Below are 23,639 nucleotides of genomic sequence, written 5' to 3'. Positions count from 1 at the left end.
CGCACATGACCATACGCATTGTCCTGGCCGACGACCACCGCATCATGCGCGACTGTCTCGGCGCCCTGCTACGCAAGGAGCCCGGTTTCGAACTCGTCGGCGAAGCCCACGATGGACAAGGCGCGATTCAACTGGCCTGCCAGCTGCTGCCCGATGTCCTGGTGACCGACCTCGCCATGCCCGGCATGAACGGTCTCGAGGCCATACGCCGCGTGCGTGCCGAGGCACCTTCGGTGCAGGTGCTGTGCCTGTCCGTGCACGACGACGACCGCATGGTGCTGGCCGGCATCGACGCTGGCGCAGCCGGCTATGTGCTCAAGGACTCGTCGTTCGAGGAACTGGCCCTGGCCATCCGCAAGGTCGTGGCACGGCAGAGCTACCTGAGCCCCAGCCTCATCGGTGTCTTCGTGGAAGGCTATCGCACCCGCGGCACCGCGCCGGCGGCAAGCGCCTTTTCGCAGTTGACTGCGCGCGAGCGCGAGATCGTGCAGCTCTTCTCCGAAGGACACTCCACCAGCCAGATCGCCGAGCAGCTGCACCTCAGCGCCAAGACGATCGCGACTCACCGAGAGAACGTGCTCCACAAGCTGCACATCGAGGGCATCGCCGAACTCACCCGCTACGCCATACGCGAGGGCTTGAGTTCGCTGGATGCGCCCTGCCGCGCCCACATGCCAGTGCAGGATCAATCCACCAAGCGAGCCAAGGCAGCCACGGCGAGACTGCATTCGGATTGATGGCCAATCTGAAGTAAGGTTTTGCCTACGCGGCTTTCAGCTAATTGCTGATGGCCGCGGCGCGCTGCATGGAGTGAAGATGCGCGGTCCATCGCCCGCCGCGCAGCGACATGACCATTCGCATCGTTCTCGCCGACGACCATGCCGCGTTTCGCAGCTCTCTCAAGGTGCTGCTGGACCGACAGCCCGGCTTGTCGGTGGTGATGGAAGCCGACAGCGGCCGCGGAGTGCTCGAGGCCCTCGGGTCCTGTGACGAGAACCCGCCCGACGTGCTGCTGCTCGACATGGACATGCGCGACCTCAGCGGCCTTCAGGTCGCGCGGGCGCTCTTCGATCTGCGGCCCACGCTTCGCATCCTCATGCTGTCCTGGTACGACGAGCTTCCGCTGGTAGATGCCGCAGCTGCGGCACGCTGCCGCGGCTACATGCTCAAGGACGATCCGCTGGCCGAGCTGGTGTGTGCCATTCAACTCGTCGCATCCGGCAGCACGTATCTCAGTGCGGCACTGCGCAGCGTTCAGACTTCAGGCAACCGAATCTCAGCATTCTGCTGATTAACGCCGACCGCCTCGGCCGCTATCGTGGCTTCGACTGGGCATTGGTGCCCGGGCTTGCACGGAGTTCCTGGCCATGGGTGTTTACGCAGCGGGCATGTCGCGTCTCGGGGGTCTCGCTTGATCGCTGCCGCCATCACGGGCATTGCGGGGCAACTCAACCAATCGCTGCGGCGCAGCTTCAAGGTCGGTGAAGACCTGGTGGTGGTGTCCAACCTCACCGAACCCGATGGCAACCTGGTCTCGCAGGTCTCCAACAAGCTGGCGCTGTTCCTGGTCAACCTCGAGAAGGACACCCTGCCCTACCGGCCCTCGGCGCTGAGCCACGCGAACATGGGCCGGGCCGGCCTGAGCCAGGCACCGGTGCACCTGAACCTGATGCTGATGTTCGCGGCCACCTTCAGCGGCACCAACTATCCCGAGGCACTCAAGTTCATCTCGCACACCATCGGCTTCTTTCAAAGCCGACCGGTGTTCGACCACCAGAACACGCCCGAACTCGACCCCCGCATCGACAAGCTGATGCTCGACATCGAAAACCTCGGCATCTCCGACCTGAGCAACCTGTGGGGCATCCTGGGCGGCAAGTACATGCCGTCGGTGCTCTATCGCATGCGCATGGTCGCCATCGACTCGGGCCAGTTGAGCGGGCAGGCTCCCTACGTGTCACAGCCCCAGGCGGGCGTTTCTGCATAGGCCGGCCATGGGTACGTACCTGCCGCTGTTCAGCCTCGAGGTAGAGCACTCCTACTTTCCGAACGACATGTGCCGTGGCCTGCGCATCGCGCCTTCCGCCAAGTCGGCGCAGCTGCTGGATCGCAGCGGCTGCATGCTGCGCACCACCGACCGAGGCGTGCTGGTTCTCTTCGACGCGTCCGGCACCGAAGCCTTGCGCCAGCGTGCAGGCGATTCGATCGAACCCTTCTTCCTGCACTTCCTCGCGCACGCAAGCGATGCCGCGTTTGCCAACTACACCGAAGGCGTGTTCGGTTCTTCGCAGTCGATTCTCTTGCTCGACAGCCGGCGAGCCGCCCTGGATGCCACGGGTCGATGGAGGCTGCATGCAGCGGCCAGTGCCGGAGCTGCCGACATGCGCCGTCTGACCTCAGCGCGTGCGGCCAGGGCAATGTCGCAGCGGGAGCGCCATGCGCAGCCGCATTTCGTCATCTCCATCCGTGTCTGCCCCGCCGACGTGCCGCAAACGGCGCAGCAAGCCAAGCGCTACTACTGCCGCTTGCAGGCCCGGGCCACGGTGTGGAAGTACTACTTGTTCGGCGATCTCGCCGTCGCCCCCGACGACGTGCAGGTGGTCGACCTCGGGGAGTCTTGCGAGTTCGATGCGGCTGTGGGCGAGCACCTTCCCGATGGGCAGAACGTGCTCGCGGTGCGTTCCCGCGCGCCCATCGCACTGCAAGACCGATCGTCTCAGCGGTTCCAGCTGCGACGCCGCGACGGAGGCGCCGACAAGGTGCTCGTCAAGCGCTTGCCGGTGGCTTCGCCGTCGCTGATCCACCGCGAAACCCTGGGCGGCGTGCCCACCTGGGTCTCGGAAATCTATGTGCACCGCTAGCCGTTAACCACAGGAGGCCGTCATGGGTCAGATGAAGACACCGGGTGTCTATATCGTTGAGAAGAATGCGTTCCCCAATTCGGTGGTCGAAGTCGCGACCGCCGTGCCGGCTTTCATCGGATACACCGAGATCGCCGACTACCAGGGCAAGGACCTGCTGAACAAGCCTTGGCGCATCACCTCGCTGGCACAGTTCCACCTGCACTTCGGCTACGGTCCGTCGCCGCTCTTCGACATCAATCCGCAGGCCTCGCCCGCCACCGAACCCACGGCCTTCAAGCTCGGCACGGCGGAGTACACGCTGAGCCAGGCGGTAGCGAAGGACGGCGGCCGCTTCCTGCTGTACTACGGCATGCGCCAGTTCTTCCAGAACGGCGGCGGCCCCTGCTACGTGGTGTCGGTGGGCAACTACGAGGCGACCGAGATCGACGCCACCAAGCTGAGCGACGGCATCGCCACGCTCATCAAGGAGCAGGAGCCCACGATGGTGGTGATCCCCGACTGCATGCTGCTCAAGCAGCCCGCCTGCATCAGCGTGCAGCAGGCCGCCCTGGCGCATTGCGGCACGATGAAGAGCCGAGTGGCGGTGCTCGACGTCTGGGAAGGCTACAAGCCCCCGGTCGAGTGCATCGGCGCCTTCCGCGGCGACCTCGGCATCAACTACCTCGACTACGCCGCCGCCTACTACCCCTGGCTCAACACCTCGGTAGTGCAAGACAACGAGCTGAGCTACCGCAACATCAAGAACCTCGACCAGCTGCAAACGCTGCTCAAGAGCGAACTGTCGTTGCCCGATGCCCTCCCTGAGAACGCCAATGCCAAGACGAAGGCGCAATGGCAGGCGGTGCAGGACGTGACGAAGACCAAGGAGGCCTGGATCGCCGAAGACACCAAGTCGGCCGACAAGGACAAGCCCGAGACGGCACGCCTGCAGATGGTGTTGCTCAACAAGAGCCTCGCCGCGCTCAGCCCCATGTTCAACACCATGATGGACGAGCTGAAGAACAAGCTCAACCTGCTGCCGCCCAGCCCCGCCATGGCCGGCATCTACACCATGGTCGACAACTCGCGTGGCGTCTGGAAGGCGCCCGCCAACGTGAGCCTCAACGGCGTGATCTCGCCGGCCGTCAACCTCTCGGCCGAAGACCAGGAAGACCTCAACGTCACCACGCAGGGCAAGTCGATCAACGCCATCCGTTCCTTCATCGGCGAAGGCGTGCTGGTGTGGGGCGCGCGCACGCTCGACGGCAACAGCCTCGACTGGCGTTACATCAGCGTGCGCCGCACCATGATCATGCTCGAGGAGTCATGTCGCCTGGCCGCCAAGGCCATGGTCTTCGAGCCCAATGTGGCCAACACCTGGGTCACCATCAAGAGCATGATCCAGAACTTCCTGACCGGCATCTGGAAGCGCGGCGGCCTGGCTGGCGCGGTGCCCGACGACGCCTTCAGCGTGCACGTGGGCCTGGGCGAAACCATGACGCCCGAAGACGTCCTCGAAGGCATCCTGCGCGTGACCGTGCTGGTGGCGATCAGCCGCCCGGCCGAGTTCATCGAGATCACCTTCCAGCAGCAGATGCAGAAGTCCTGAAGCCGCGCGGCGGGGCTGACGCGCCCCGCCCGCACCCTCTCAATCAACAGGTGGAGTAAGCAATGGCAGACGATGGCTCAGCACAATCGACCACGGTATGGCCCATCCCGAAGTTTCGCTTCGAAGTGAAGTGGGACGCAGCCGTGATGTCGTTCCAGGAGGTCTCCGGCCTCGACGTGGAATCGCAGCCCCTCGAATACCGGCACGGCGACAGCCCGTCGTTCTCCGTCATCAAGATGCCGGGCATCAAGAAGTACAGCGACGTCACGATGAAGAAAGGCGTCTTCAAGTCCGACAACAAGTTCTGGGACTGGTTCAACGAGATCAAGATGAACACCGTCAAGAGAAAGCCGGTGACCATCAGCCTGCTCGACGAGGCCGGGGCACCGACCATGGTCTGGACGCTGGCCAATGCCTGGCCGACCAAGATCACCGGCACCGACCTCAAGTCCGTCGGCAATGAAGTGGCGGTCGAGACCATCGTGATCGCACATGAAGGCCTCACCATCGCCAATGCCTGATGTGCTGTGGACCCGGCCCGAAGACCCGCCCGCAGCGTTCTATTTCACCGTGACCTTCGGCACCCAGCCGAAGGACGCCGACAGCTCGTTTCGCGAGGTGAGCGGCATCGCGCCCGAGATGGAAACCGAGTCGGTGGTCGAGGGCGGCGAAAACCGCTACGTGCTGGCATTGCCCAAAGCCGTGAAGAACCCGAAGCTCGTGCTCAAGCGCGGTATCGCGCCCAACAGCTCGCGTCTGCTGATGTGGTGCCAGGCCGCGCTCGAGGGTGGGCTGAACCGCCCGCTCTTCCCCAAGCAGATCCACCTGTTCCTGCTTGACGGGCTGGGCAGCCCGCTGCGCGTCTGGTCCTTCGCCAATGCCTTTCCGGTCAAGCTGGAGGTCGAAGCCTTCAACGCCACCAAGAACGAGGTCGCGGTGGAAAAGATCGAGCTGAGCTACGCGTATTCCAAGCGGGAGGTATGAAGCATGACGATCGAAGTGAGGCAGCTCTTGATCAAGTCGCAGGTGAACACCGCGCCCGCCGCGCCCGTGCCGGCCGAACGGGCCGAGCAGGCACTCGCCCTGGCGAAGGAAGAGATCCTCACCGAGTGCAAGGCCTGGCTGGCGCAGCAGCTGCAGAGCGCGAGAGAACGGTGAACACCATGACAACGATGACCGCGAGCGCACTGCATGCCTGATTCCACCGCCGGCGAGAAAACGCGCATGACCCTGGTTCGCTACAACGTGAGCGAATCCGGCACCACCTCACTTGACACTTCGGTGGCCTTCACCGTCTTGCTCAACCCTGCCGACGTGAAGCACACCCGCGGCATCGTCTACGACAAGAAGATGGCCCAGGGCCAGCCGGCCCTCGACCCGAAGTTCAGCGCCGCCGATGTCGAGACGCTCGCCTTCTCGCTGGTGCTCGACGGCACCGGCGTCGTGCCCTTGCCAGCGGGTGAAGCGCGGCTCGACGTGAAGGGCTACCTGGACAAGCTGAACAAGGTGGTCTACCAGTACGACGGCAACCAGCACGAGCCAGGCCGCGTGCGCCTGCTGTGGGGCACGCTGATCTTCTTCGGCCGCATGCAGAACATGTCGACCCACTACACCTTGTTCAAGCCCAGCGGTGCGCCGCTGCGCGCCAAGATCGATCTGTCGTTCATCGGCGCCATGAGCAAGCGCGAGACCGAGCTGGTCTCCAACCTGTCGTCGCCCGACCTCACCCACCTCGTCGTGGTGCGCGACGGCGACACCCTGCCCCTGCTGTGCAACCGCATCTACGGCGACCCCGGCTACTACCTCGACGTGGCGCGCTTCAACCAGCTCAGCGATTTCCGCAAGCTCAAGCCCGGCGGCAAGCTGCACTTTCCGCCGCTGGGGTAGACAACAGCCATGGCCAACTCTCCCGAGCTGGATGCCGAGGGCGTCGTCCGGGTCACCCTGTTCAGCGAGGGCACGGCGCTGCCCGAATCGGTGCAGATCATGTCGATCACCGTCACGCGCGCGATCAACCGCGTGCCGACGGCACGGCTCGTCATCGTCGATGGCGACATGCCCAACAAGGAATTCCCGGTCAGCGACACCAATGACTTCAAGCCCGGCGCCGCCATCAAGATCAATGCCGGCTATGGCGACGACGAAGCGCCCATCTTCGAGGGCATCGTCGTCAAGCACGCGGTGCAGATCACCGGCCAGAACGACGCCCGCCTGGTGGTCGAGTGCCGCGACAAGGCCGTCAAGATGACGGTCGGCCGCAAGAATGCCAACTACGTCGACAAGCTCGACAGCGACGTCATCGGCACGCTCATCGGAAATGCCGGCCTCACGGCCGACGTCGAGGCCACCACCGAGCAGCACAAGGAGCTGGTCCAGTACTACTGCAGCGACTGGGACTTCATGCTCTCGCGCGCCGACGCCAATGGCCTGCTGGTGATCGCAACCGACGGCAAGGTGGCTGTCAAGGCACCGGCCACCGACGCGGCGGCCGTGCTGAAGGTCACCTATGGCAAGGACCTGATGGAGTTCCACGCCGAACTCGACGCACGCACCCAGTACACCTCGGCCAAGGCGGTGTCGTGGGACATGAAGACCCAGGCCGCCATCACCGGCGCCGAGGCCAGCCCCGCAACCCTCAACGAACAAGGCGACCTGACATCGGCCACGCTGGCCGAGGTGATCGGCCTGGCGTCGTACCGCCTGCAAACCGCGGCCCCCACCACCAAGGAGACGCTCACCCAGTGGGCCAAGGCGCAGCAGCTCAAATCGGGTCTGGCCCGCATGCGCGGCCGCATGAGCTTTCAGGGCAGTGCCAAGGCAGAGGTCGGCGGCATCATCGAACTCGAAGGCGTGGGCAAGCGCTTCAGCGGCAACGTGTTCGCGAGCGGCGTCACGCACACGATCGGCGACGGCGACTGGGTCACCGAAGTGCAGTTCGGCCTGTCACCCCAATGGTTCACCGAGCAGCCCGATGTCGCGGCACCCGGCGCCGGCGGCCTGCTGCCGGCCGTCGAGGGCCTGCAAGTGGGCGTGGTGCTGAAGCTCGATGGTGACCCCGAAAGCGAGCAGCGCATCCAGGTGGCGGTGCCCGTCATGCAGGCCGAAACCGAAGGCGTGTGGGCGCGGCTGCTGCAGTTCCATGGCTCCAACGGCTTCGGCGCCTTCTTCCTGCCCGAGGTGGGCGACGAGGTCGTGCTGGGCTACTTCAACAACGACCCCTCGCACCCCGTGATCCTGGGCAGCCTCTACAGCAGCAAGCAGGTACCGCCTTATTCGCTGGCCGCCGAGAACAACACCAAGGCCATCGTGACGCGCTGCAAGTCGAAGATCGAGTTCGACGAAGACAAGAAGGTGATCACCATCACCACACCGGGCACCAACAAGATCGTGATCAGCGACGACGGCAAGTCGATCCTGCTGCAGGACCAGAACAACAACAAGATCGAACTCAACCCCGGCGGCATCACGCTCGACAGCCCCAAAGACATCAAGCTCACGGCCAAGGGCGGCATCACGCTCGATGCGGTCAACGCCATCAGCATCACGTCGAAGGCCGACGTGAAGAGCGCCGGTCTCAACATCAGCAGCGAAGCGCAGGTGGGGTTCACGGCCAAGGGCAACGCGAGTGCGGAGTTGTCGGCAGCCGGGCAGACCGTGGTCAAGGGGGCCATGGTGATGATCAATTGACTCAAATGGTCAAGACAACTTCATCGTTCACCGGGGCCTCCTGAAGGCACTTCACTTCTGGCAATCCTTCCGTCACGACAACCCCATGCCCCCCGCCGCCCGCCTCACCGACATGCACGCCTGCCCGATGGTCACGCCGGGCCTGCCACCGATCCCGCACGTGGGCGGGCCGGTGATCGGCCCCGGCGTGCCCACCGTGCTCATCGGCAAGCTGCCGGCTGCGGTGCTGGGCGACAACGCGGTGTGTGTGGGCCCGCCCGACGCCATCGTCAAGGGCTCGGCCACGGTGATGATCGGCGGCAAGCCGGCAGCCCGCGTGGGCGACACCACGGCGCATGGCGGCAGCATCGTCATGGGCTTTCCCACGGTGATGATCGGGGGCTAGCAGGCATGACCACCGAGACTCAGTTCCTGGGCACCGGCTGGGCCTTCCCGCCGAGCTTCGACTGGCGCAGCAAGGAAGCGCTGCTGGTGTCGCAGGTGCAGGACATCGAGCAGAGCCTGCGCATCCTGCTCGGCACCGTCCCGGGCGAGCGCGTTATGCAGCCGGCCTACGGCTGCGGCATCAAGCGCATGGTGTTCGAGACCGTCAACGACAGCACGATCACCGAGATCAAGGACATCGTCACCAAGGCCGTGCTCTTCTTCGAAGTGCGCATCACCCTGCACGAGATCGACATCGACTGGACCGACGCCCTGAATGGCGTGCTGCGCCTGAAGCTCGACTACACGGTGCGCACCACCAACACGCGAACCAACATGGTCTACCCGCTGTACCTGCGTGAAGGTACCAACCTGAGGCTGCCCGAATGAGCGCCGCCCTCCTCCCCGAAAAGGCTCATTGCCCCTCGGCGGGACAACCCGACGTGCGCAGAGTGCCCCCATGAGCGACGGCTGCGAGCAGCGCGAGCGCTTCCCGACTGCCCTGGGCGAAGGCTACTTCCGGGCGGACGAACTCGGCTTCGAAACGCTGGTGGCCATGAGCAGCGGGCTGGCCTCGCACCTGCGCTTCATCGACCACGCGCACAACGAGATGGGCAACTGGGGCGAGCTGTTCGACGGGGACGAGGCCCTGGTCATGGCGCGCATCATCGCCACCGACCTGCGCGAGACCCAAGCCGACTTCGTGCGCGACGCCGATGGCGCCCCGCTGACGGTGCTGGCGGAGCACGTGATGGCCCTCGCGAAGCGGATCGACGGCTGGCTCAAGTCCCTGAAGATGAGCGAGCACCCCGCCGGCCGCCGACTGTGCGCGCGCATCGAGCACCTGCTCGCGCAGCCCTTGGGTGACGACCTGCAGTGGGTGCTGGAACGCTTCGGCGCCCATCCATGGGAGGCGCAGCGCATCGATCACGCCAGGAAGCGCTTCGACCCTGCCTGGTTCGGGCAGCAGTCCCTGCACGAGGCTTCGGCCCACCGCAGCGACCGCGAAATGCTGCGCCGCCGCTTCTTCTCGTTCGTGAGTGCCATCGAGCGGGTGCAGGACCTGGCGCGCGAGCTGCTGCCGGAATCGCTGACCAGCCAGGCCCATGCACCGGCTGCCGGGCTCTTGATGGCCTTCCTGCAACTGCACCAGGCGGTGCAAAAGCGCGTCAACCGCTTCACCGACCGCCACGCGGATTTCTACTACGACGAATGCCTGCGCATGCGGCCGCTGCCGGCCGTGCCCGATGCCGTCCACCTGATCTGCGAGCGCAACCCGCGGGCCAAGCGCGAGGTGGTGATTGCGCGCGGCACCCCGTTCCTCGCCGGCAAGGACGCACAGGGCCGGCCCATCGAATTCCGTGCCGACGAGAGCCTGCTCGTCACCGACTGCCAGGTGGCCGCGCTGATCACACTCAAGCTCAGCCGCGACAGCCTCATCTCGCCCGAGCGCGAGTTCGGCTACGTGACCCGCGCCGAGGCGGCCCGCCTGCCGTGGCCGGCGGCCGCCGCACCGCAGGCCGATGCGCCCTTGCCCCACTGGCCGCTGTTCGGCGGCAGCACGCAAAGCAGCTCCGACGGCGTGCACAAGGACGCCGAGTTCGGCCTGGCCATCGCCTCGCCGCTCCTCGCCTTGCAAGAAGGCCAGCGAGAAATCGAGCTCACGCTCGAACTCGGCCATGCGGTCGAGTCCGACCGCCGGCTGCAGCACCTGGCCGACCTCGTCGGCAGCGAAGCCCGATCCATCCGCCGCAGGCTGCCCGCACTCTTCAAGCGCTACCTCTTGCTGGCACCGGGGCTGCTCAGCGACATGGAACTGAGCGACATCAACGCCACCGCGCTGCGCCTGACCCGGCAAGCGCTGGAACGCACCGTAACGAGCCCTCGGGCGGCCGGTTACTACGAGCTCTTCCTGGTCGAGCTGACGGTGCGCGCGCCGACCCGCACGCTGTTCTTCGCGCGACTGGGCAAGCTCTTCTCGCGCTGGCTGCTCGCGCGCACCGACTGGCTCTCGGACGGCAGCCTGCAGGCCCTGCGCGAAACCGCCAGCCGCCTGCTCGACGAGAGCGACCGCCCGGCACCGGTGGCCGGCGATCCGCGCTGCCTGCTGCAGGGACCGAACCGGCCCGAGCGCGCGCTGATCTTCGGCCAGCTGTTCAACAGCATCTTCAGCTTCAGCCTCACCACCTCGTCCGGCTGGATGCCGGTGAACGATTTCTTCGTCACCGCCGATGACACCGCCACTCGCGCCACCCCCTTCGCGGGCGTGGGCATCGTCTTGCGCCTGCGCCCGCAGGACCCGCCCGTGGTGGGCTGCAGCGTCACGGTGCACGGTGCCGGCTGGCCCACCGAACAGCCGGTGCTGCGCATCCAGCTGCGCCCGCAAGGACGCCTGTACCCCTATTCGCTGCTCGAAGAGACGCTGCTCGCCGAGGTGGCGCTGACGGTGCGCGTGCAAGGCCTGCGCGATGTGGTGATGCACAACAACCTCGGGCGGCTGGACCCGTCCAAGCCCTTCATGCCCTTCGGCCCGCTACCCAGCACCGCCTCGTACTGCGTGTTCGGCGCCCCGGAGATCGCACGCAAGAACGTCACTCGCCTGAGCGTGAACGTCGAGTGGTCGGGCCTGCCCGTCGCAGAAGGCGGCTTCGGCCGCTACTACGCCGGCTACGACGCCGAGATCGGCAACGCTTCGTTCACCGTCACGCCCAGCATCTTGCGAGACGGTCTCTGGCACGAGGCCGGCAGCCGGGGCAGCGTGGCCCTGTTCGAGACGGCCGACGCCGGCGGCCGGCTGCGCTCGCAAGCCCGCTGGGTGATCGGCGAGCCGGCCCTGCGCGCCCACGGGCGGGCCACGCTGGAGCCACTTGACTTCCAGCTCGGCGCGCGCAATGGCTTCTACCGCATCCAGCTCGACAGCCCGGCCATCGGGTTTGGCCATGCCGCCTACCCTGGCCTGCTCACGGAGGCGGTATCGGCCAACACCCTTCGCCGCCGCAAGCGCCCCCTGCTTCTGCCTCTGGCGCCGTACACCCCTCTGGTCGAGCGGCTGACGCTCGACTACGAAGCCCAGAGCCACATCGTGCTGGGCCGCGAGCGCAACAACACCGACGACGGCAGCGACGCCGAGCAGGTGCTGCACCTGCACCCCTACGGCATCTCGCGCATCTACCCCGGCGAGGCGGGCGCCAGCCCCAATCTCTGGCCTCGCTTCCAGCACGACGGCAACCTCTACATCGGCCTGGCCGCCGAGGAGCTGTCGGGGGTGCTCACACTGCACTTCCACCTGAGAGACGAAGCCGCGGTGGAGTCGCTCGACGGCGAGCCGCGTCCGCAGACCACCTGGGCCTATCTCGCGTCCAACCAGTGGAGCGCGCTCACTCCCTTGCAGGTGATGGCCGACACCACCTGCGGCTTCCTCACCTCGGGCATCGTCACACTCGACGTGCCGGCCCAGATCGACCGCAACAACACCATCCTGTCGGCGGACTGGTACTGGCTTCGCCTGTCGGTGGACGGCGGCTTCGACAGCTTTGCCGGCTTGTACGGAGTGCGCACGCAGGCCCTGCGCGCCAGCCGCGTCATCGACGGCAGCACGGTGTTCAACGCCGAGCCGCTGCTGGCCGGCAGCGTGAAGGAGCCGTCGGTCACGGTGTTCGGCCTGGCCGGGGTCATGCAGATCGGCCCTTCATTCGGCATGCGCGCGGCCGAAGACCGGCGGCAGATGCGCATCCGCGTCGGCGAACGGTTGCAGCACAAGCAGCGCGCCTGCACGCCCTGGGACTACGAACGCCTGGTGCTGGAGCGCTTTCCGTCGGTGCTCAAGGTCAAGTGCTTTCCGCACCTCTCCACGCGAACGACGCAAGCCAGTCCGGGCGACGTGCTGGTGGTGGTGGTGCCGGCCCCGCCGGTGGCCCGAGCCGCGACCGAGCGCGAGGCGCCGGTGCTGTCGGCCACCGCCGAGCCGCACCTCAATGCCGTGGAACTGGCGCGCATCCAGGAGTACCTGCGCGGCCTGTCGTCGCCGTTCGCGCAGCTGCAGGTGCGCAACGCCGTGTACGAGCGCATCCAGGTGCGCTGCACCGTCAAGCTGGCCCGCGGCGCGCAGGCCGGGCAGGCGCTGCGGCGCATCAACCAGGCTCTCACCGACTACATCTCACCCTGGCGTGACGGCGGCTGCCAACCGAGCTTCGACTGGACGGTGCGCTGCGAGGACATCGAAGCCCACGTGCGTTCGCTCGACTGCGTGGAATTCGTCACCCAGCTCTCACTGCTGCATGTGGCGCAAAGCGACGAGCGCATCTACACCCTGAGCGATACCGCACGCGGCCAGGCCGAACTCGCCACCCGGGTGCGGCCGCGCTCGCCCTGGAGCATTGCGCTGCCCATGCGCGAGCACATGCTGAGGGCGGTGGACAGCAGCAGCGACGAACGGCCCGAAGTGACCGGCATAGCCCGCCTGGGCGTCAGCGGCACCTTCATCGTGGGCGGGGCCGGGTCATGACCATCCGCAACCGCGAGACGCTGCGCAACTACTTCGGCGACGGCAAGCTGCCCACGCGCTACCACTTCGGTGACCTCATCGACTCCATGCTCAACATGAGCGATGAGGGGTTCCGCAAGTCGGCCGAGAACGGCGTCGAGATCTCCACGCCCATTGGCCACGACGCGCTGATGAGCTTCTACCGCGACCAGCGGCCCAAGTCGGCGCTGTGGTCGGTGAGCTATGGCGGCGGCCAGGACATGCTGCACGTCCAGCCGGGGAGCGCCTCCGCCGCGCGCGGGCGTCCCCCTGTGCTGGCGCTCGGTGCCCAGCCCCCCCGCGTGGGCGTGAACACCGGCACCCCGAAACACACGCTCGACGTGGAAGGCGTGGTGGCATCGACCGGCCGCCGCGGCACCTACCAGCCCATGGAAGCGGTGCCGATCCTGGCCAATGGCGAATGGCAGGACATCACCGACACCCTGAGCGGTTGCCAGGGCTTCGAAGTGATGGCCGGTGCGGGCCACCCCGGCGAGGGCCGCTTCGCCCTGATGCATGCGATCGCGCTCAACACCTACAACCCCACCGCCGGCTGGCTCGACTTCTTCTCGCGCAGGAAGCGCATCACACCGCACCATGCCTACTACGGCCGCCGCTGCGACAAGCTGCAGCTGCGCTGGGAAGGCTCGAGTGGCAAGAACGCTGCCTACCGCCTGCGGATCAAGACGGGCTGCGACTATGGCAAGGACGATCGTGGCAAGAGCGCTCTGATCAAGGTGCTCGTCACGCGGCTCTGGTTCGACGACACCACGCAAGGGACCGAGCCATGACGCTCTCTTGTCCAGCCAGTGCATCGACCGCGAGGGCGGCACCGTGATGCCCGCCGTCATTCCGCGCAGACGGCGGGCCGCACGCGGCAGCGCGGCCGACTCCGAGCTCAGCTTCGAGAGCCTGCGCGCTGAAGGCCTGCGCCTGTCGCAGGCCCTGTCGGGCGGCACGTGGACCGACTACAACCTGCATGACCCCGGCGTTACCCTGCTCGAGGCGCTCTGCTATGCGCTCACCGACCTGGTCTACCGCGCCGACTTCCCGGTGGCCGACCACCTGCAGGCGCCCGGCGCAGCGCAGATCGATTTTTCCGGCCGGTCGCTTCACCCGCCGGACCAGGCCTTTCCCTGCCGCGCCACCAGCGCAGCGGACTATCGCCGCGTGCTGCTCGACCAGGTGCCGGGCCTGGACGACGCCACGCTCGCCGCCGGTCCGTCTGCCGATTCCGCTGGCGTGGCCCTGGGCGATCGGCGCGGCCTGTACCGGCTGCAGCTGAAGCTCTCGCAAGGCGTGACCAGCGGACCGGACACGCGCGTGGCCGATGCCCGCGCCGCCTACCGCGCGCGGCGCACCCTGTGCGAAGACATCGACGCCCGCGTCAGTCTGATCGACGACGCCCTGTGCAACCTGCAGCTCGACGTGGAGCTCTCCGGCCCGCGCGACGCGGTCGACGTGCTCGCCGACATCTATGCACGTTGCGCCCGCCACATGGCGCAAGGCCTGGTCTTCTACAGCCTGGGGGCACTGATGGCGCGCGGCGAAACGCTGGAGCAGATCTACACCGGGCCGGTCGCGGAACGAGGCTTCGTGGCCCAGGGCGACGGACCGGCCGGCGAGTTGCTGTTCGTGAGCGACCTGACCGCGCTGGCCAAGGGCGTGGAAGGCGTGCACGACGTGCGCTCGCTCAGCCTGCAGCGCGATGGCGAGAGCGCGTACAGCAGCGCGCTGCGCTGGCGTGGCGACACCTGGGCGCTGCGCCTGCGGGTACCCGGCCTCACGGCCGACGTGCGCGCGCCCGAGGCCGTGGCCGAACTGCTGCAGCGCCAGGTGAAGCTGCGCCGGCGCGGCGCCGAAATCACGGTCTCGCCGGTCGACCTGGCCCATCGCTTGGCCGACCTGTACGCCGCCGGCCGCACGCGACGCCGCGAGGCAGCGGCCAGCGAGTCGGTACCGATGCCCATGGGCCAGTACCGCGACATGCAGCGCTACTTCTCGCTGCAGAACGACCTGCCCGAGGTCTATGGCCTGGGCCGGCACGGCCTGCCCGCGTCGGCCACGCCTCAGGAGCGAGCCCAGGTGCGCCAGCTGCAAACCTATCTGGCGCTGTTCGAGCAGGTCATGGCCCACAGCGCCGCGCAGATCGAGCACCTGCGCGACCTGTTTTCTGCCAACGACATGCGCGGCCCGAGCTACTGGTGGAACATGCTCGACAGCAGCACGATCCCGGGACTCGACGCGCTCTACCTGCCGCGCGCCGGCGCGCCAACCGCCAGCCTGGATGCCAACCTCGATGCCGACACGGTGCGTGCACAGGTGCAGGCCAAGGTCTACGGGACACGCGACCCGCAGGCCGAGCGCAAGTCGCGCGCACTGGACCACCTGCTGGCGCTGCAAGGCGAGACCTATTCCCAGAACTCGATGCGCCAGTTCTGCGACTACCTGAGCCCGGCCGAACTCGACACCGCGCTGCTCGACAACAAGGCGGCGTTTCTCAAGGACATCGTCAGCCTCACCCGCGAGCGAGGAGCCGGGCTCGACTATGCAAAGCCCTCGTGGAACAAGCTCGGCAGCGGCACCGGCCTGCAACGGCGCGTCAGCCACCTGCTGGGCCTTCGGCACGCGCACACCCGCTCGCTCCTGCTGGCGTTCAGCCAGCAAAGGCGCGTGCTGCGCACCGTGGGCGATGACAGCGTGCTCGGCGCCGTCCGCCACGTGGGCGAGACGCAGGCACTGCGGCCGCACCGACGGAAGCTCACGCAAGACGAGCTGCGCGCCGACCTGTCGGCGATGCAGCCGCTGCGCGGCGAGTCCCTCAGCGAAGCGGTGCTGCGCTGCGGCCTCTACCGCGACCGCTACCGCCTGCTGGGAGCGCCGCACGATCACGCCGGCACACCCGCTCCGCAAGGCCCGCAACAGCTCGTGCTCGGCCCCGACGAGACCGGCCGCTGGTGGCCGCTCGGCCACTTCGCCAGCGTCGAGGCCGCAGCGCGTGCGGCCGACAGCATGCGCCGCTTTCTGATGCACCTGAGCCAGGAGAGCGAAGGCCTGCACGTGGTCGAGCACGTGCTGCTGCGCCCCGTCGGTGACAGCCCGACGCACGCCAGATTGAGTGGCCTGAGGGCCGACTTCTACCCGCTGCGCCTGACCGCCGTCTTCCCGGCCTGGACGGCGCGCTTCGTCCAGCCCAACTTTCAGCGGCTCGCCGAAGAAACGGTGCAGATCAACTGCCCCGCCCACGTGGCGGCGCGCTGCCTGTGGCTGGGGCATGAGCAGATGGGCCACTTCGAGAACTGCTACGCCGAATGGCTCGACGCGCGCATCGCGCTTTGCAAGGCCGCCGGATCGGAGCTCGACGAATCGCGTGCCGCGGCGGGCACCGTCGACCGGCTGAACCAGGCGGCCTGCGCCGTGATCGAGTGCCTGAGCACGGTGTGGCCCCTCTCATGACACACGCTGGCGCGCACTGCATCGAAAACCTGGAGTTCCAGGTCGACTTCGGCTCGGCCGAGCACGCCTTCGAAGAACACAACCGCGTCGCCGCATTCGCCCGTGCGCGGGCGCCGAAGATCATCGACGAGGTGTTCGACCAGTTCTCGCGCGCCGGCCAGGTCTGGTGCCTGCCGTCGCTCGAGATCGACCTCGGCCACGTCGAGCACGATGAACTGGAGCAGCAATGGGAAGCCCGCTTGCGCGAGCGCCTGGCGCAGGCGCTGCAGGAACAGCAGGCGGCGCAGGATGGCGCCGCAGCGGGCGGCCCCGATCCGACGTCGCCTGCGGCGCACCGCAGCCGGGAGCAAGCGCAGCTCGAGACCTTGCTGTACTTCTTGCGGCGTGGTCACCTGCCCTGGCATGCACCGCAGGCCCAGGCGCTGGCCTCGCCGATCGAGCAACTGGCCCACGAGGTGCTGCGCGACAGCGGCCCGGCGCTGGTGGCCGCCTGGCGCAAATACCCGGAGGCGCCGGCCATGGTGCAGCGCGCGGCACGCCAGTTCTCGCCGACCTGGCTGGCGAGGCTGTCCAAGGAAATGGCACGCAGCCTCGGTGTGGGCGAGGCCGCCGGCTGGGGACGCGAGGCAGAGGCCTGGGTCCAGGGCTTCGCGGCCCTGTGGGGTGAGAGCCACCTGCCTTCGTCCCCACCCCCCCACCTGCTGTGGCAGGGCCTGCTGACGGCCTTGTGGGCCGACGCCGGCGTCGTCGACCGCAGCCAGCCACTGCACTCCATGGTGCTGGCCGTCGCGACGAGCACGAATGAAGAGCTCACCGTCTGGCGCGCCTTGCAGGCCGTCGCACGGCGTGCCGTGGATGGCACGCCACCCGCGCCCGCCGCCACCCTGGGCGATGAGCTGCTGCGCACCTGCCTGGCCGCGCAACTACCCCCGCTGGCCGAGACCGGCAAGCCAGGGGATGAACGAACGGTTCACTCCGGTTCGCGCAGCGACGAGCTGGCACGCCTGCAGTTGCGCCTGCACGCCTGGTTCGACCCGCACACGCCAGACGATGACATCGCGCCCTGGCTGGCGTTGCTGCGCGCCGAGCCCTCCTGGGCCCGGCAGACCCTGCTGCTGCTCGGCCGCGGCGCCCAGGCCCGCCGCCGCATGGCCCAGGCCCTGCCGCCTGCCACCTTGCTGGCGCTGACGGCCCTGTGGCTGGGTCCGACCGAGCAAGGCCTGCTGCTGGCCGCCCTGCCCAGCACCGCGCTGTGGGGCAAGGGCTCGGCCGCGCCCGAGACAGCGCAGCGCTGGGAGCTCACGCTGTCCCACCTGCTGCTGCACCCCGCGCCCGCCTTGTTCAACGCCACCGACTACCTCGACGACATGCTGCAGCAGCGCAGCGAGCGCGAGAACCGGCCGGCTGCCACCCTGCTGCACGAGCTGGCCGAGGCCTGGGGCGACAGCGGGCAACGCGACCCCGCCACCGCCCCGCCTCACGCGCTGATGCTAGCCTGGCTGCGCTTGCGTCTGCCCACAGAGCCGCCCGAATCGGCCCACACCGCGCTGCGCCGTTCGCGCCTCGACGCTGCGCTGGCGCTAGGCCTGCTCGATGGCGCGGAAGACGACTGGTTCGAAGCGCTGCACGCCGACGCCACCTGGCTGCAAGCCGTGCTGCGGCGCGCGGGCCGCCACCCCGCGCAGCTGCGCCGCATGGCGCGCGACTGGGGCACGTTGCCGCGTACCCAATTGATCGGCCTGTGGTTGCCCGCACCCGACCGCGCCGCGGTGATCGCCGCCGTCCGCAACCCTGCCTTTGCTGCACTGGCGGGTGCCGACGAAGCAAAGCCCGAACTCGCTCTCTGGGAAGACCTGCTTGCCCACCTGTTGCGCCTGACCCCGGGCACCTTCTTCAATGCCGATGCGTATGTGCGCGGACTGCACGAGCGTCTGGCAGCCGTTGAAGGCACACCGCACCCTGGCCGCGGCGCCGAAGCGGATCGGCACCCAGCCACTCGCGAGGACGACGGACTCGACCTCACCGACCACCTGCTGCACGACCGGCCCCTGGACATTGCCGTCGCCGCCGCCATCGCGCAGCAACTCGACCGGGCGCTCGAGGCCCAGCGCCCGGATCAGCGCCGCACCTGGCTGCGCGTGCTCGAGTCGCCGCGGGCGGCACAGCGCCTCCTCGAGCTGTTGCGTGCCACGCAACTGAACCGGCTCGTGGCCTGGTTGCGCCCCGCCGATCACCCGGCCGTGCAGCAACACGTCGTGCTGCTGCACGGCGCCTGCCTGCACATCGACATGCCTGTGAACGCGGAGGCACTCACGCGCCTGAACTGGCAGTTCGCACTGCGCGAGCTGGTCGAAGAAGGCCGCCGCTTCGAACCCATCACGTTCTCGCTTCGCCTGGCGCAGCACCTGGCAGAGGCGCTGCGCCTGCCCGAGCCGCAGCGCTGGCTGGCTCGGCTCGCCCGGCACGTGGGCCGCGAGGTGGTGCCGTCCACGGCACCCCGTGTTGCCATGGCACTCGCTGCGGCGGCAAAGGGACCTCCTCACACGCCACCGCATTCGCCTGCATCGGCGCCGGCAGATGCAGCACGCGAGCCCCCCGTCGATGTCATCTACATCAACAACGCCGGGATGGTGCTGGCCGGCGCCTACCTGCAGCGCTTGTTCGGCATGCTGGGCCTGGCCGACGACCAGGCCTTCTTCTCGCCCGCTGCTGCCGAGCGCGCAGTGCACCTGCTGCAGTACCTGGCCACCGGCCACGCCGGCACGCCCGAGCCGCTGCTGGTGCTCAACAAGGTCCTGTGCGGCCTGCCCATCGGCGCCCCGGTCCTGCGCGAATTCGCCATCACGCCGCAGGAGGCCGAGGCCATCGACGGCCTGCTGCAGGCCGTGATCTCGCACTGGAAGATCCTCGGCCACACCAGCATCGCCGGGCTGCGCGAATCGTTTCTCCAGCGCGAAGGGCGCTTGAGCTTCAGTGACGAAGACGGCTGGCAGCTGCAGGTCGAGCCGCGCAGCTTCGACATGCTGCTCGACCAGCTGCCGTGGGGCTACAGCCTGCAAAAACTCCCGTGGATGGAAAGGCCGCTTCATGTCGAGTGGCGCTGAACTCATCGCGTTTCCCGGCGCAGCGCCGGCAGGGGTGGATGCCGGCACGCTGGAGCGCGAGCTCGAGTGGTTCGATGCGGTGCTGCAGGCGCGCATCTGCCTGCACTTCAAGCAGCCGTGCGAGCATGCCGACGTGCGCGAGATCGGCGCGCCGGAGCTGGCCGGCGACAGCTCGCCCTATGCCCGGCTGGTACTGGAGAACCGCATGGGCTTTTCCGAGCGCATCGTGCTCGTGCTGGCCCTGCTGCCGCACCTGCGGCCGGCCCTGCTCGATACCTTGTTCGTGCGCAACAAGAACTTCGACCGGGGCTTCACCGAGTTCGGTGGCTGGAAGGGTCGCGCCCACGGCGGCTTCCTGCCCACCTGCGAAACCGCCGCCTTCATCGTGGCGGGCGAAGACCTGGCGCAGCGCTTTGCCGTGATGCAGCTGTTCGACGACGCGCACTACCTGCGCAAACGCGGCATCCTGCGGGTGGAACACGAGGCACCGGGCGAACCCTTCCTGAGCGCGGCCCTGGTGGTGGGCAGCGAGTACCTGTCGTGGCTCACCACCGGCGAGCGCCACAAGCCCGACTTCAGCAGTTCCTTCCCGGCCAAGCTCATCACCACCGCACTCGGCTGGAACGATCTGGTGCTGGGTCACGAAGTGCTGGAAGAGATCGACGCCATCACGACCTGGATACGCCACTCGGACACGCTGCTGCGGGACTGGCAGCTCGACAAGGCCATCAAGCCCGGCTACCGCGCGCTCTTCTTCGGCCCGCCGGGCACCGGCAAGACGCTCACCGCGACGCTGATCGGCCAGGCCGCGCAGGCCGACGTGTACCGCATCGACCTGTCGATGGTCGTCTCGAAGTACATCGGCGAGACGGAGAAGAACCTGGCCCAGGTGTTCGACCAGGCGCAAACGCGCAACTGGATCCTGTTCTTCGACGAGGCCGATGCCCTCTTCGGCAAACGCACCGCCACGTCGAGCTCGAACGACCGGCATGCCAACCAGGAGGTGTCTTACCTGCTGCAGCGCGTGGAAGATTTCCCCGGCACGGTGATCCTCGCCACCAACCTCAAGGCCAACATCGACGACGCATTCGCGCGCCGTTTCCAGTCGATGGTGCACTTCCCGATGCCCGACGCCGATCAACGGCTGCGCCTGTGGGAAGGCATGGTCCGGCACACCGGCCGCCTGGCCGACGACGTGAATCTCGTGCAGCTGGCTGAAGTCCATGAGCTGGCCGGTGGTGCCATTGCCAACGTGGTGCGCTTCGGTGCCATCAACGCCCTGCAGCGCGGCCGCGCGCTGATCCAGGCAGTCGACCTGCAACGGGGCATCGTCAAAGAACTTCGCAAAGAGGGGCGCACGGCATGAAGCCCGGCCCGATCGCAGCCCTGGCGGCAAGAGCACTGCTGCTGTCGGCATTGCTCGGCGCCTGCCTCTGCCCAGGGGCCGCGGAGCGTGCGGCACAGCCGGCGAGCAATGCCGCGTCGGCCTTGCGCTCGATGCTTGGCGACGCGGCGCGGCCGGCCACCGACGCCGCCTCGGCAGTGCGTCGAGCCATTGAAACCGCGCCCAGACCAGCCGATCTGGCAGCCTCGGCGGTGAAAGTCGTCCTCGATCCGCTGCTGCCGCCCAGCGTCGCGCCCGTGCCCACATCGCGTGCTACAGCGGTGCCGATCGCAGCCTCTGCGGCCAGCGCCGATGTAGCTGCCGCCTGCATGCGGCCCAGCGATCAGGTCGCCTCCTGCCAACCCGGGCAGCAGCTATCGCTCACGCCGATCGCCTTGCCCACCGCCCGGCTGGGTGCGGTCTACAAGCCCCGGCGCATGGTGGCCGGCGGCGTGGCGCCCTACCTCGTCCAGATCGTCGAAGGCAGCAAGCCCGAGGGCCTGGACTTCAGCGCGGACGGCTCGCTGGCCGGACGGCCCGTCGGCCCGGTGCGCCTGCACACCTTCACCGTGCAGATCACCGATTCGTCGACACCGCCGCTGTCAGTGCGGCAGGCCTATGCCCTGCGCGTGGAGCAGACACCTGCGCCCCGCCCCGCCGCCAGCGCGGCGTCCGCCGCCCCGCCTGCGGCCCCGCCCGCCGCTGCAGCCGTGCGGAGCCCACCCGGCCCGGCCCACAWCACCAGCTACATGCTGCTGCAAGAAGAACTCGATGACATGTTCCCCAAAGCCAAGCCGGCCAACACGGCAGCATCGGCATCCGAGGCCGGGGCATCGGCCCCAGGTGCACCGCGCCGGCGCTTCCGGGCCAGGCCGGCCGCCATGCCGACGGCCCACGCCGACAAGATGCAGGCCATGCTCGCGCCGCTGGTTCACGTGGACTTCCCGACGGCCGGGCTCTTCGCCGAGGCACTCGAAGCGGCCCATTGCGCCTACTTCCGCAGTGTCGTGACCGAAGCGGTCGGGAAGGCCAAGCGGACCGTGGCGCCGGCCGATCTGAAGTGCCCACCGGCGGTCACACCCGCCGCCGCGGCCAGCGCCTCCAACCCATCCTCTGCCACGGCCCTGCCCGGGATCTCGCCCACGCTGTATTCCGAGTTGTTGCCGGAGATTGCCAAGCGCGATCTGATCGCGCTGGCCGAGTGGCAGCACCCGCTCGACGGCAACGCCAAGCCGCCGCGCTGGAGTGGCAACGGCTGCGGCTGCGCCCCGCCGACCACCGAAGACTGGGGTTACGGCATCTACCCATTCTGGCAAGCGCAGGACGGCCCGCCGCAGAAGATCGACTTCAGCCTCTTCAACCGCATCGGCTACCTCGGTGCGCAACTCAGCAACACCGGCGCGCTGGTGACGTCCATGCCGCTCAACCCGGACACCGATGGTTTCACGAGAACGGCGCGGCGCTTCGACACCTACGTCGACCTGGTCGTGCACCGCGGCGAGTGGGCCGACCTGCTCAGCCAGCCCTACCAGACCGAGATGATCCAGCGCGCCGTGAAAGACATCGTCTCGCTCGTCGACACGCGCATGACCGACGCCGCCACCACCACCAAACGCTACCTGCTGCCGGGATGGAACGAGCCGGTGCACCTGTTCGACGGCGTGACCCTCTTCTTCGACAACGCCCCCACCGACCCGGGCGGCAAGAAGAAGTTCGAAGCCTTCTACGCCACCTTCGTGCACAGCCTCATCGCCGAAATGCAGAAGACCAAGCGCCCCTATGCGCTGAACATCGCGGTGCCGGCAACCGAGATCGGCCAGGACGGCGCCTACAACTTCAAGCAGCTCTGGGGCTACATCCAGCGTGCCCAGAAACTGACCGAAGCGAACGCACTCGCCGGCGCCGCAGACAGCGACTACCTGGGCACGACCGACATCACCGTGTCGATACTCGCCCTGCTGGCGGAACCCACGAGCCAGGCCAAGAAAGACCTGCGCGCCGCCGCCGACAAGAACGACGTGCTCCACGGCCACAGCCGCGTGGCGGTTCTCAACGCCATCGCGCCCGTCTTGTTCCACGCGGCCGGCAACATCGGCCTCGCCGGGGCGGGCATCAACGCACAGCAGCTGGACGACGACATCGCGTACTTCAAGTGGCAGTTCGGAGGCATGGGCCTGTGGCCCATGCCGCTGCAAGACACTGCGACCGGGCCCGACATCTACAAGCGCCTGGCCGAGAACTTCTCGCCCCGGCACGCCGGACCGGTCGACGGCCTGTGCAAGTGGATCTGCCCCAACCGCAGCGCCCTGCGGCTGCTCTTCATGGGCCTGCTCGTCACCGGCGCCGTGGCCCTCGGCCTGTACCACTGGGTGTGCGAAGTGCGGCGCATCGGCCGCCTCTACATCGTGTTCCTGTGGCTGGGCGGCGTGCTCACCATGGCCGTGGGCCTCTTGCTGCTGAGCTGCGACCCGCAACTGGCCCAGGTGCGCCGTGGCAACGGCCCCTTGATCGCCTTGCTGGCCGTCACGGTGGCGACCGGCATGTACTACAGCCTTCGACCCCGCATTGCGCCCCCATGAGGCGCTAGCCACAGCGCAACAGGAGAACTCAC

18 protein-coding genes are annotated in these 23,639 nt (G+C 67.8%); all 18 read left to right on the top strand.

Features of this window, described 5'->3' with window-relative positions; all coding sequences use genetic code 11:
• Nucleotides 1-5 precede the first annotated feature (5 nt).
• The 18 genes from AC1DYS_RS10985 (at nt 6) to AC1DYS_RS10900 (ending at nt 23,607) form a co-directional block, all read left to right on the top strand.
• Nucleotides 6-737 carry a response regulator gene (locus AC1DYS_RS10985; RefSeq protein WP_477898884.1) on the top strand — a complete coding sequence of 244 codons (732 nt, stop codon included), beginning with the start codon at nt 6-8 and terminating at the stop codon, nt 735-737.
• Between the two features lie 110 nt (nt 738-847).
• Complete coding sequence (locus AC1DYS_RS10980; protein ID WP_477898882.1) at nt 848-1,291, top strand: response regulator; 444 nt, start codon at nt 848-850, stop codon at nt 1,289-1,291.
• Between the two features lie 120 nt (nt 1,292-1,411).
• Nucleotides 1,412-1,987: a Pvc16 family protein gene (locus tag AC1DYS_RS10975; RefSeq protein ID WP_477898880.1), complete on the top strand. Its 576-nt coding sequence runs from the start codon at nt 1,412-1,414 to the stop codon at nt 1,985-1,987.
• A gap of 7 nt (nt 1,988-1,994) precedes the next feature.
• Entirely contained in the window at nt 1,995-2,861 is an 867-nt protein-coding gene (locus AC1DYS_RS10970) for a hypothetical protein (RefSeq protein ID WP_477898878.1), read from the top strand.
• Between the two features lie 22 nt (nt 2,862-2,883).
• The gene (locus AC1DYS_RS10965; protein WP_477898876.1) at nt 2,884-4,452 is read left to right on the top strand and encodes a phage tail sheath family protein; all 1,569 of its coding nucleotides are present in this window, start codon (nt 2,884-2,886) and stop codon (nt 4,450-4,452) included.
• A gap of 62 nt (nt 4,453-4,514) precedes the next feature.
• Nucleotides 4,515-4,973, top strand: a complete 459-nt coding sequence (locus AC1DYS_RS10960) for a phage tail protein (protein ID WP_477898874.1) — start codon at nt 4,515-4,517, stop codon at nt 4,971-4,973.
• Nucleotides 4,945-5,436 (top strand): phage tail protein, encoded by a 492-nt coding sequence (locus AC1DYS_RS10955; protein ID WP_477898872.1) that lies wholly within the window; start codon nt 4,945-4,947, stop codon nt 5,434-5,436. The genes AC1DYS_RS10960 and AC1DYS_RS10955 overlap by 29 nt, the downstream gene beginning before the upstream one ends.
• 3 nt (nt 5,437-5,439) lie before the next feature.
• Nucleotides 5,440-5,610, top strand: a complete 171-nt coding sequence (locus AC1DYS_RS10950; RefSeq protein ID WP_477898870.1) for a DUF5908 family protein — start codon at nt 5,440-5,442, stop codon at nt 5,608-5,610.
• A 33-nt stretch (nt 5,611-5,643) separates the two neighbouring features.
• Nucleotides 5,644-6,339, top strand: coding sequence for a CIS tube protein (locus AC1DYS_RS10945; RefSeq protein WP_477898867.1), 696 nt, complete (start codon nt 5,644-5,646; stop codon nt 6,337-6,339).
• Nucleotides 6,340-6,348: 9 nt separating this feature from the next.
• Nucleotides 6,349-8,139, top strand: coding sequence for a type VI secretion system tip protein VgrG (vgrG, locus tag AC1DYS_RS10940; RefSeq protein ID WP_477898865.1), 1,791 nt, complete (start codon nt 6,349-6,351; stop codon nt 8,137-8,139).
• A gap of 85 nt (nt 8,140-8,224) precedes the next feature.
• Complete coding sequence (locus AC1DYS_RS10935; protein ID WP_477898863.1) at nt 8,225-8,524, top strand: PAAR domain-containing protein; 300 nt, start codon at nt 8,225-8,227, stop codon at nt 8,522-8,524.
• 5 nt (nt 8,525-8,529) lie between these two features.
• Nucleotides 8,530-8,952, top strand: a complete 423-nt coding sequence (locus AC1DYS_RS10930) for a GPW/gp25 family protein (protein WP_477898861.1) — start codon at nt 8,530-8,532, stop codon at nt 8,950-8,952.
• A 70-nt stretch (nt 8,953-9,022) separates the two neighbouring features.
• Complete coding sequence (locus tag AC1DYS_RS10925; RefSeq protein ID WP_477898859.1) at nt 9,023-13,066, top strand: baseplate J/gp47 family protein; 4,044 nt, start codon at nt 9,023-9,025, stop codon at nt 13,064-13,066.
• Nucleotides 13,063-13,875: a hypothetical protein gene (locus AC1DYS_RS10920; RefSeq protein ID WP_477898857.1), complete on the top strand. Its 813-nt coding sequence runs from the start codon at nt 13,063-13,065 to the stop codon at nt 13,873-13,875. Before AC1DYS_RS10925 ends, AC1DYS_RS10920 begins: the two co-directional genes overlap by 4 nt.
• A 7-nt stretch (nt 13,876-13,882) precedes the next feature.
• Nucleotides 13,883-16,540: a hypothetical protein gene (locus AC1DYS_RS10915; RefSeq protein WP_477898855.1), complete on the top strand. Its 2,658-nt coding sequence runs from the start codon at nt 13,883-13,885 to the stop codon at nt 16,538-16,540.
• Complete coding sequence (locus tag AC1DYS_RS10910; RefSeq protein WP_477898853.1) at nt 16,537-19,644, top strand: contractile injection system tape measure protein; 3,108 nt, start codon at nt 16,537-16,539, stop codon at nt 19,642-19,644. Before AC1DYS_RS10915 ends, AC1DYS_RS10910 begins: the two co-directional genes overlap by 4 nt.
• A complete protein-coding gene (locus tag AC1DYS_RS10905) occupies nt 19,628-21,010 on the top strand; it encodes an ATP-binding protein (protein ID WP_477898851.1) in 1,383 nt (460 codons plus the stop codon). Before AC1DYS_RS10910 ends, AC1DYS_RS10905 begins: the two co-directional genes overlap by 17 nt.
• Nucleotides 21,007-23,607: a hypothetical protein gene (locus AC1DYS_RS10900; protein ID WP_477898849.1), complete on the top strand. Its 2,601-nt coding sequence runs from the start codon at nt 21,007-21,009 to the stop codon at nt 23,605-23,607. Before AC1DYS_RS10905 ends, AC1DYS_RS10900 begins: the two co-directional genes overlap by 4 nt.
• Nucleotides 23,608-23,639 lie beyond the last annotated feature (32 nt).

The organism is Rhizobacter sp. P2_G4, assembly GCF_056403575.1.
This window is presented reverse-complemented; position numbering and strand designations above follow the sequence as displayed.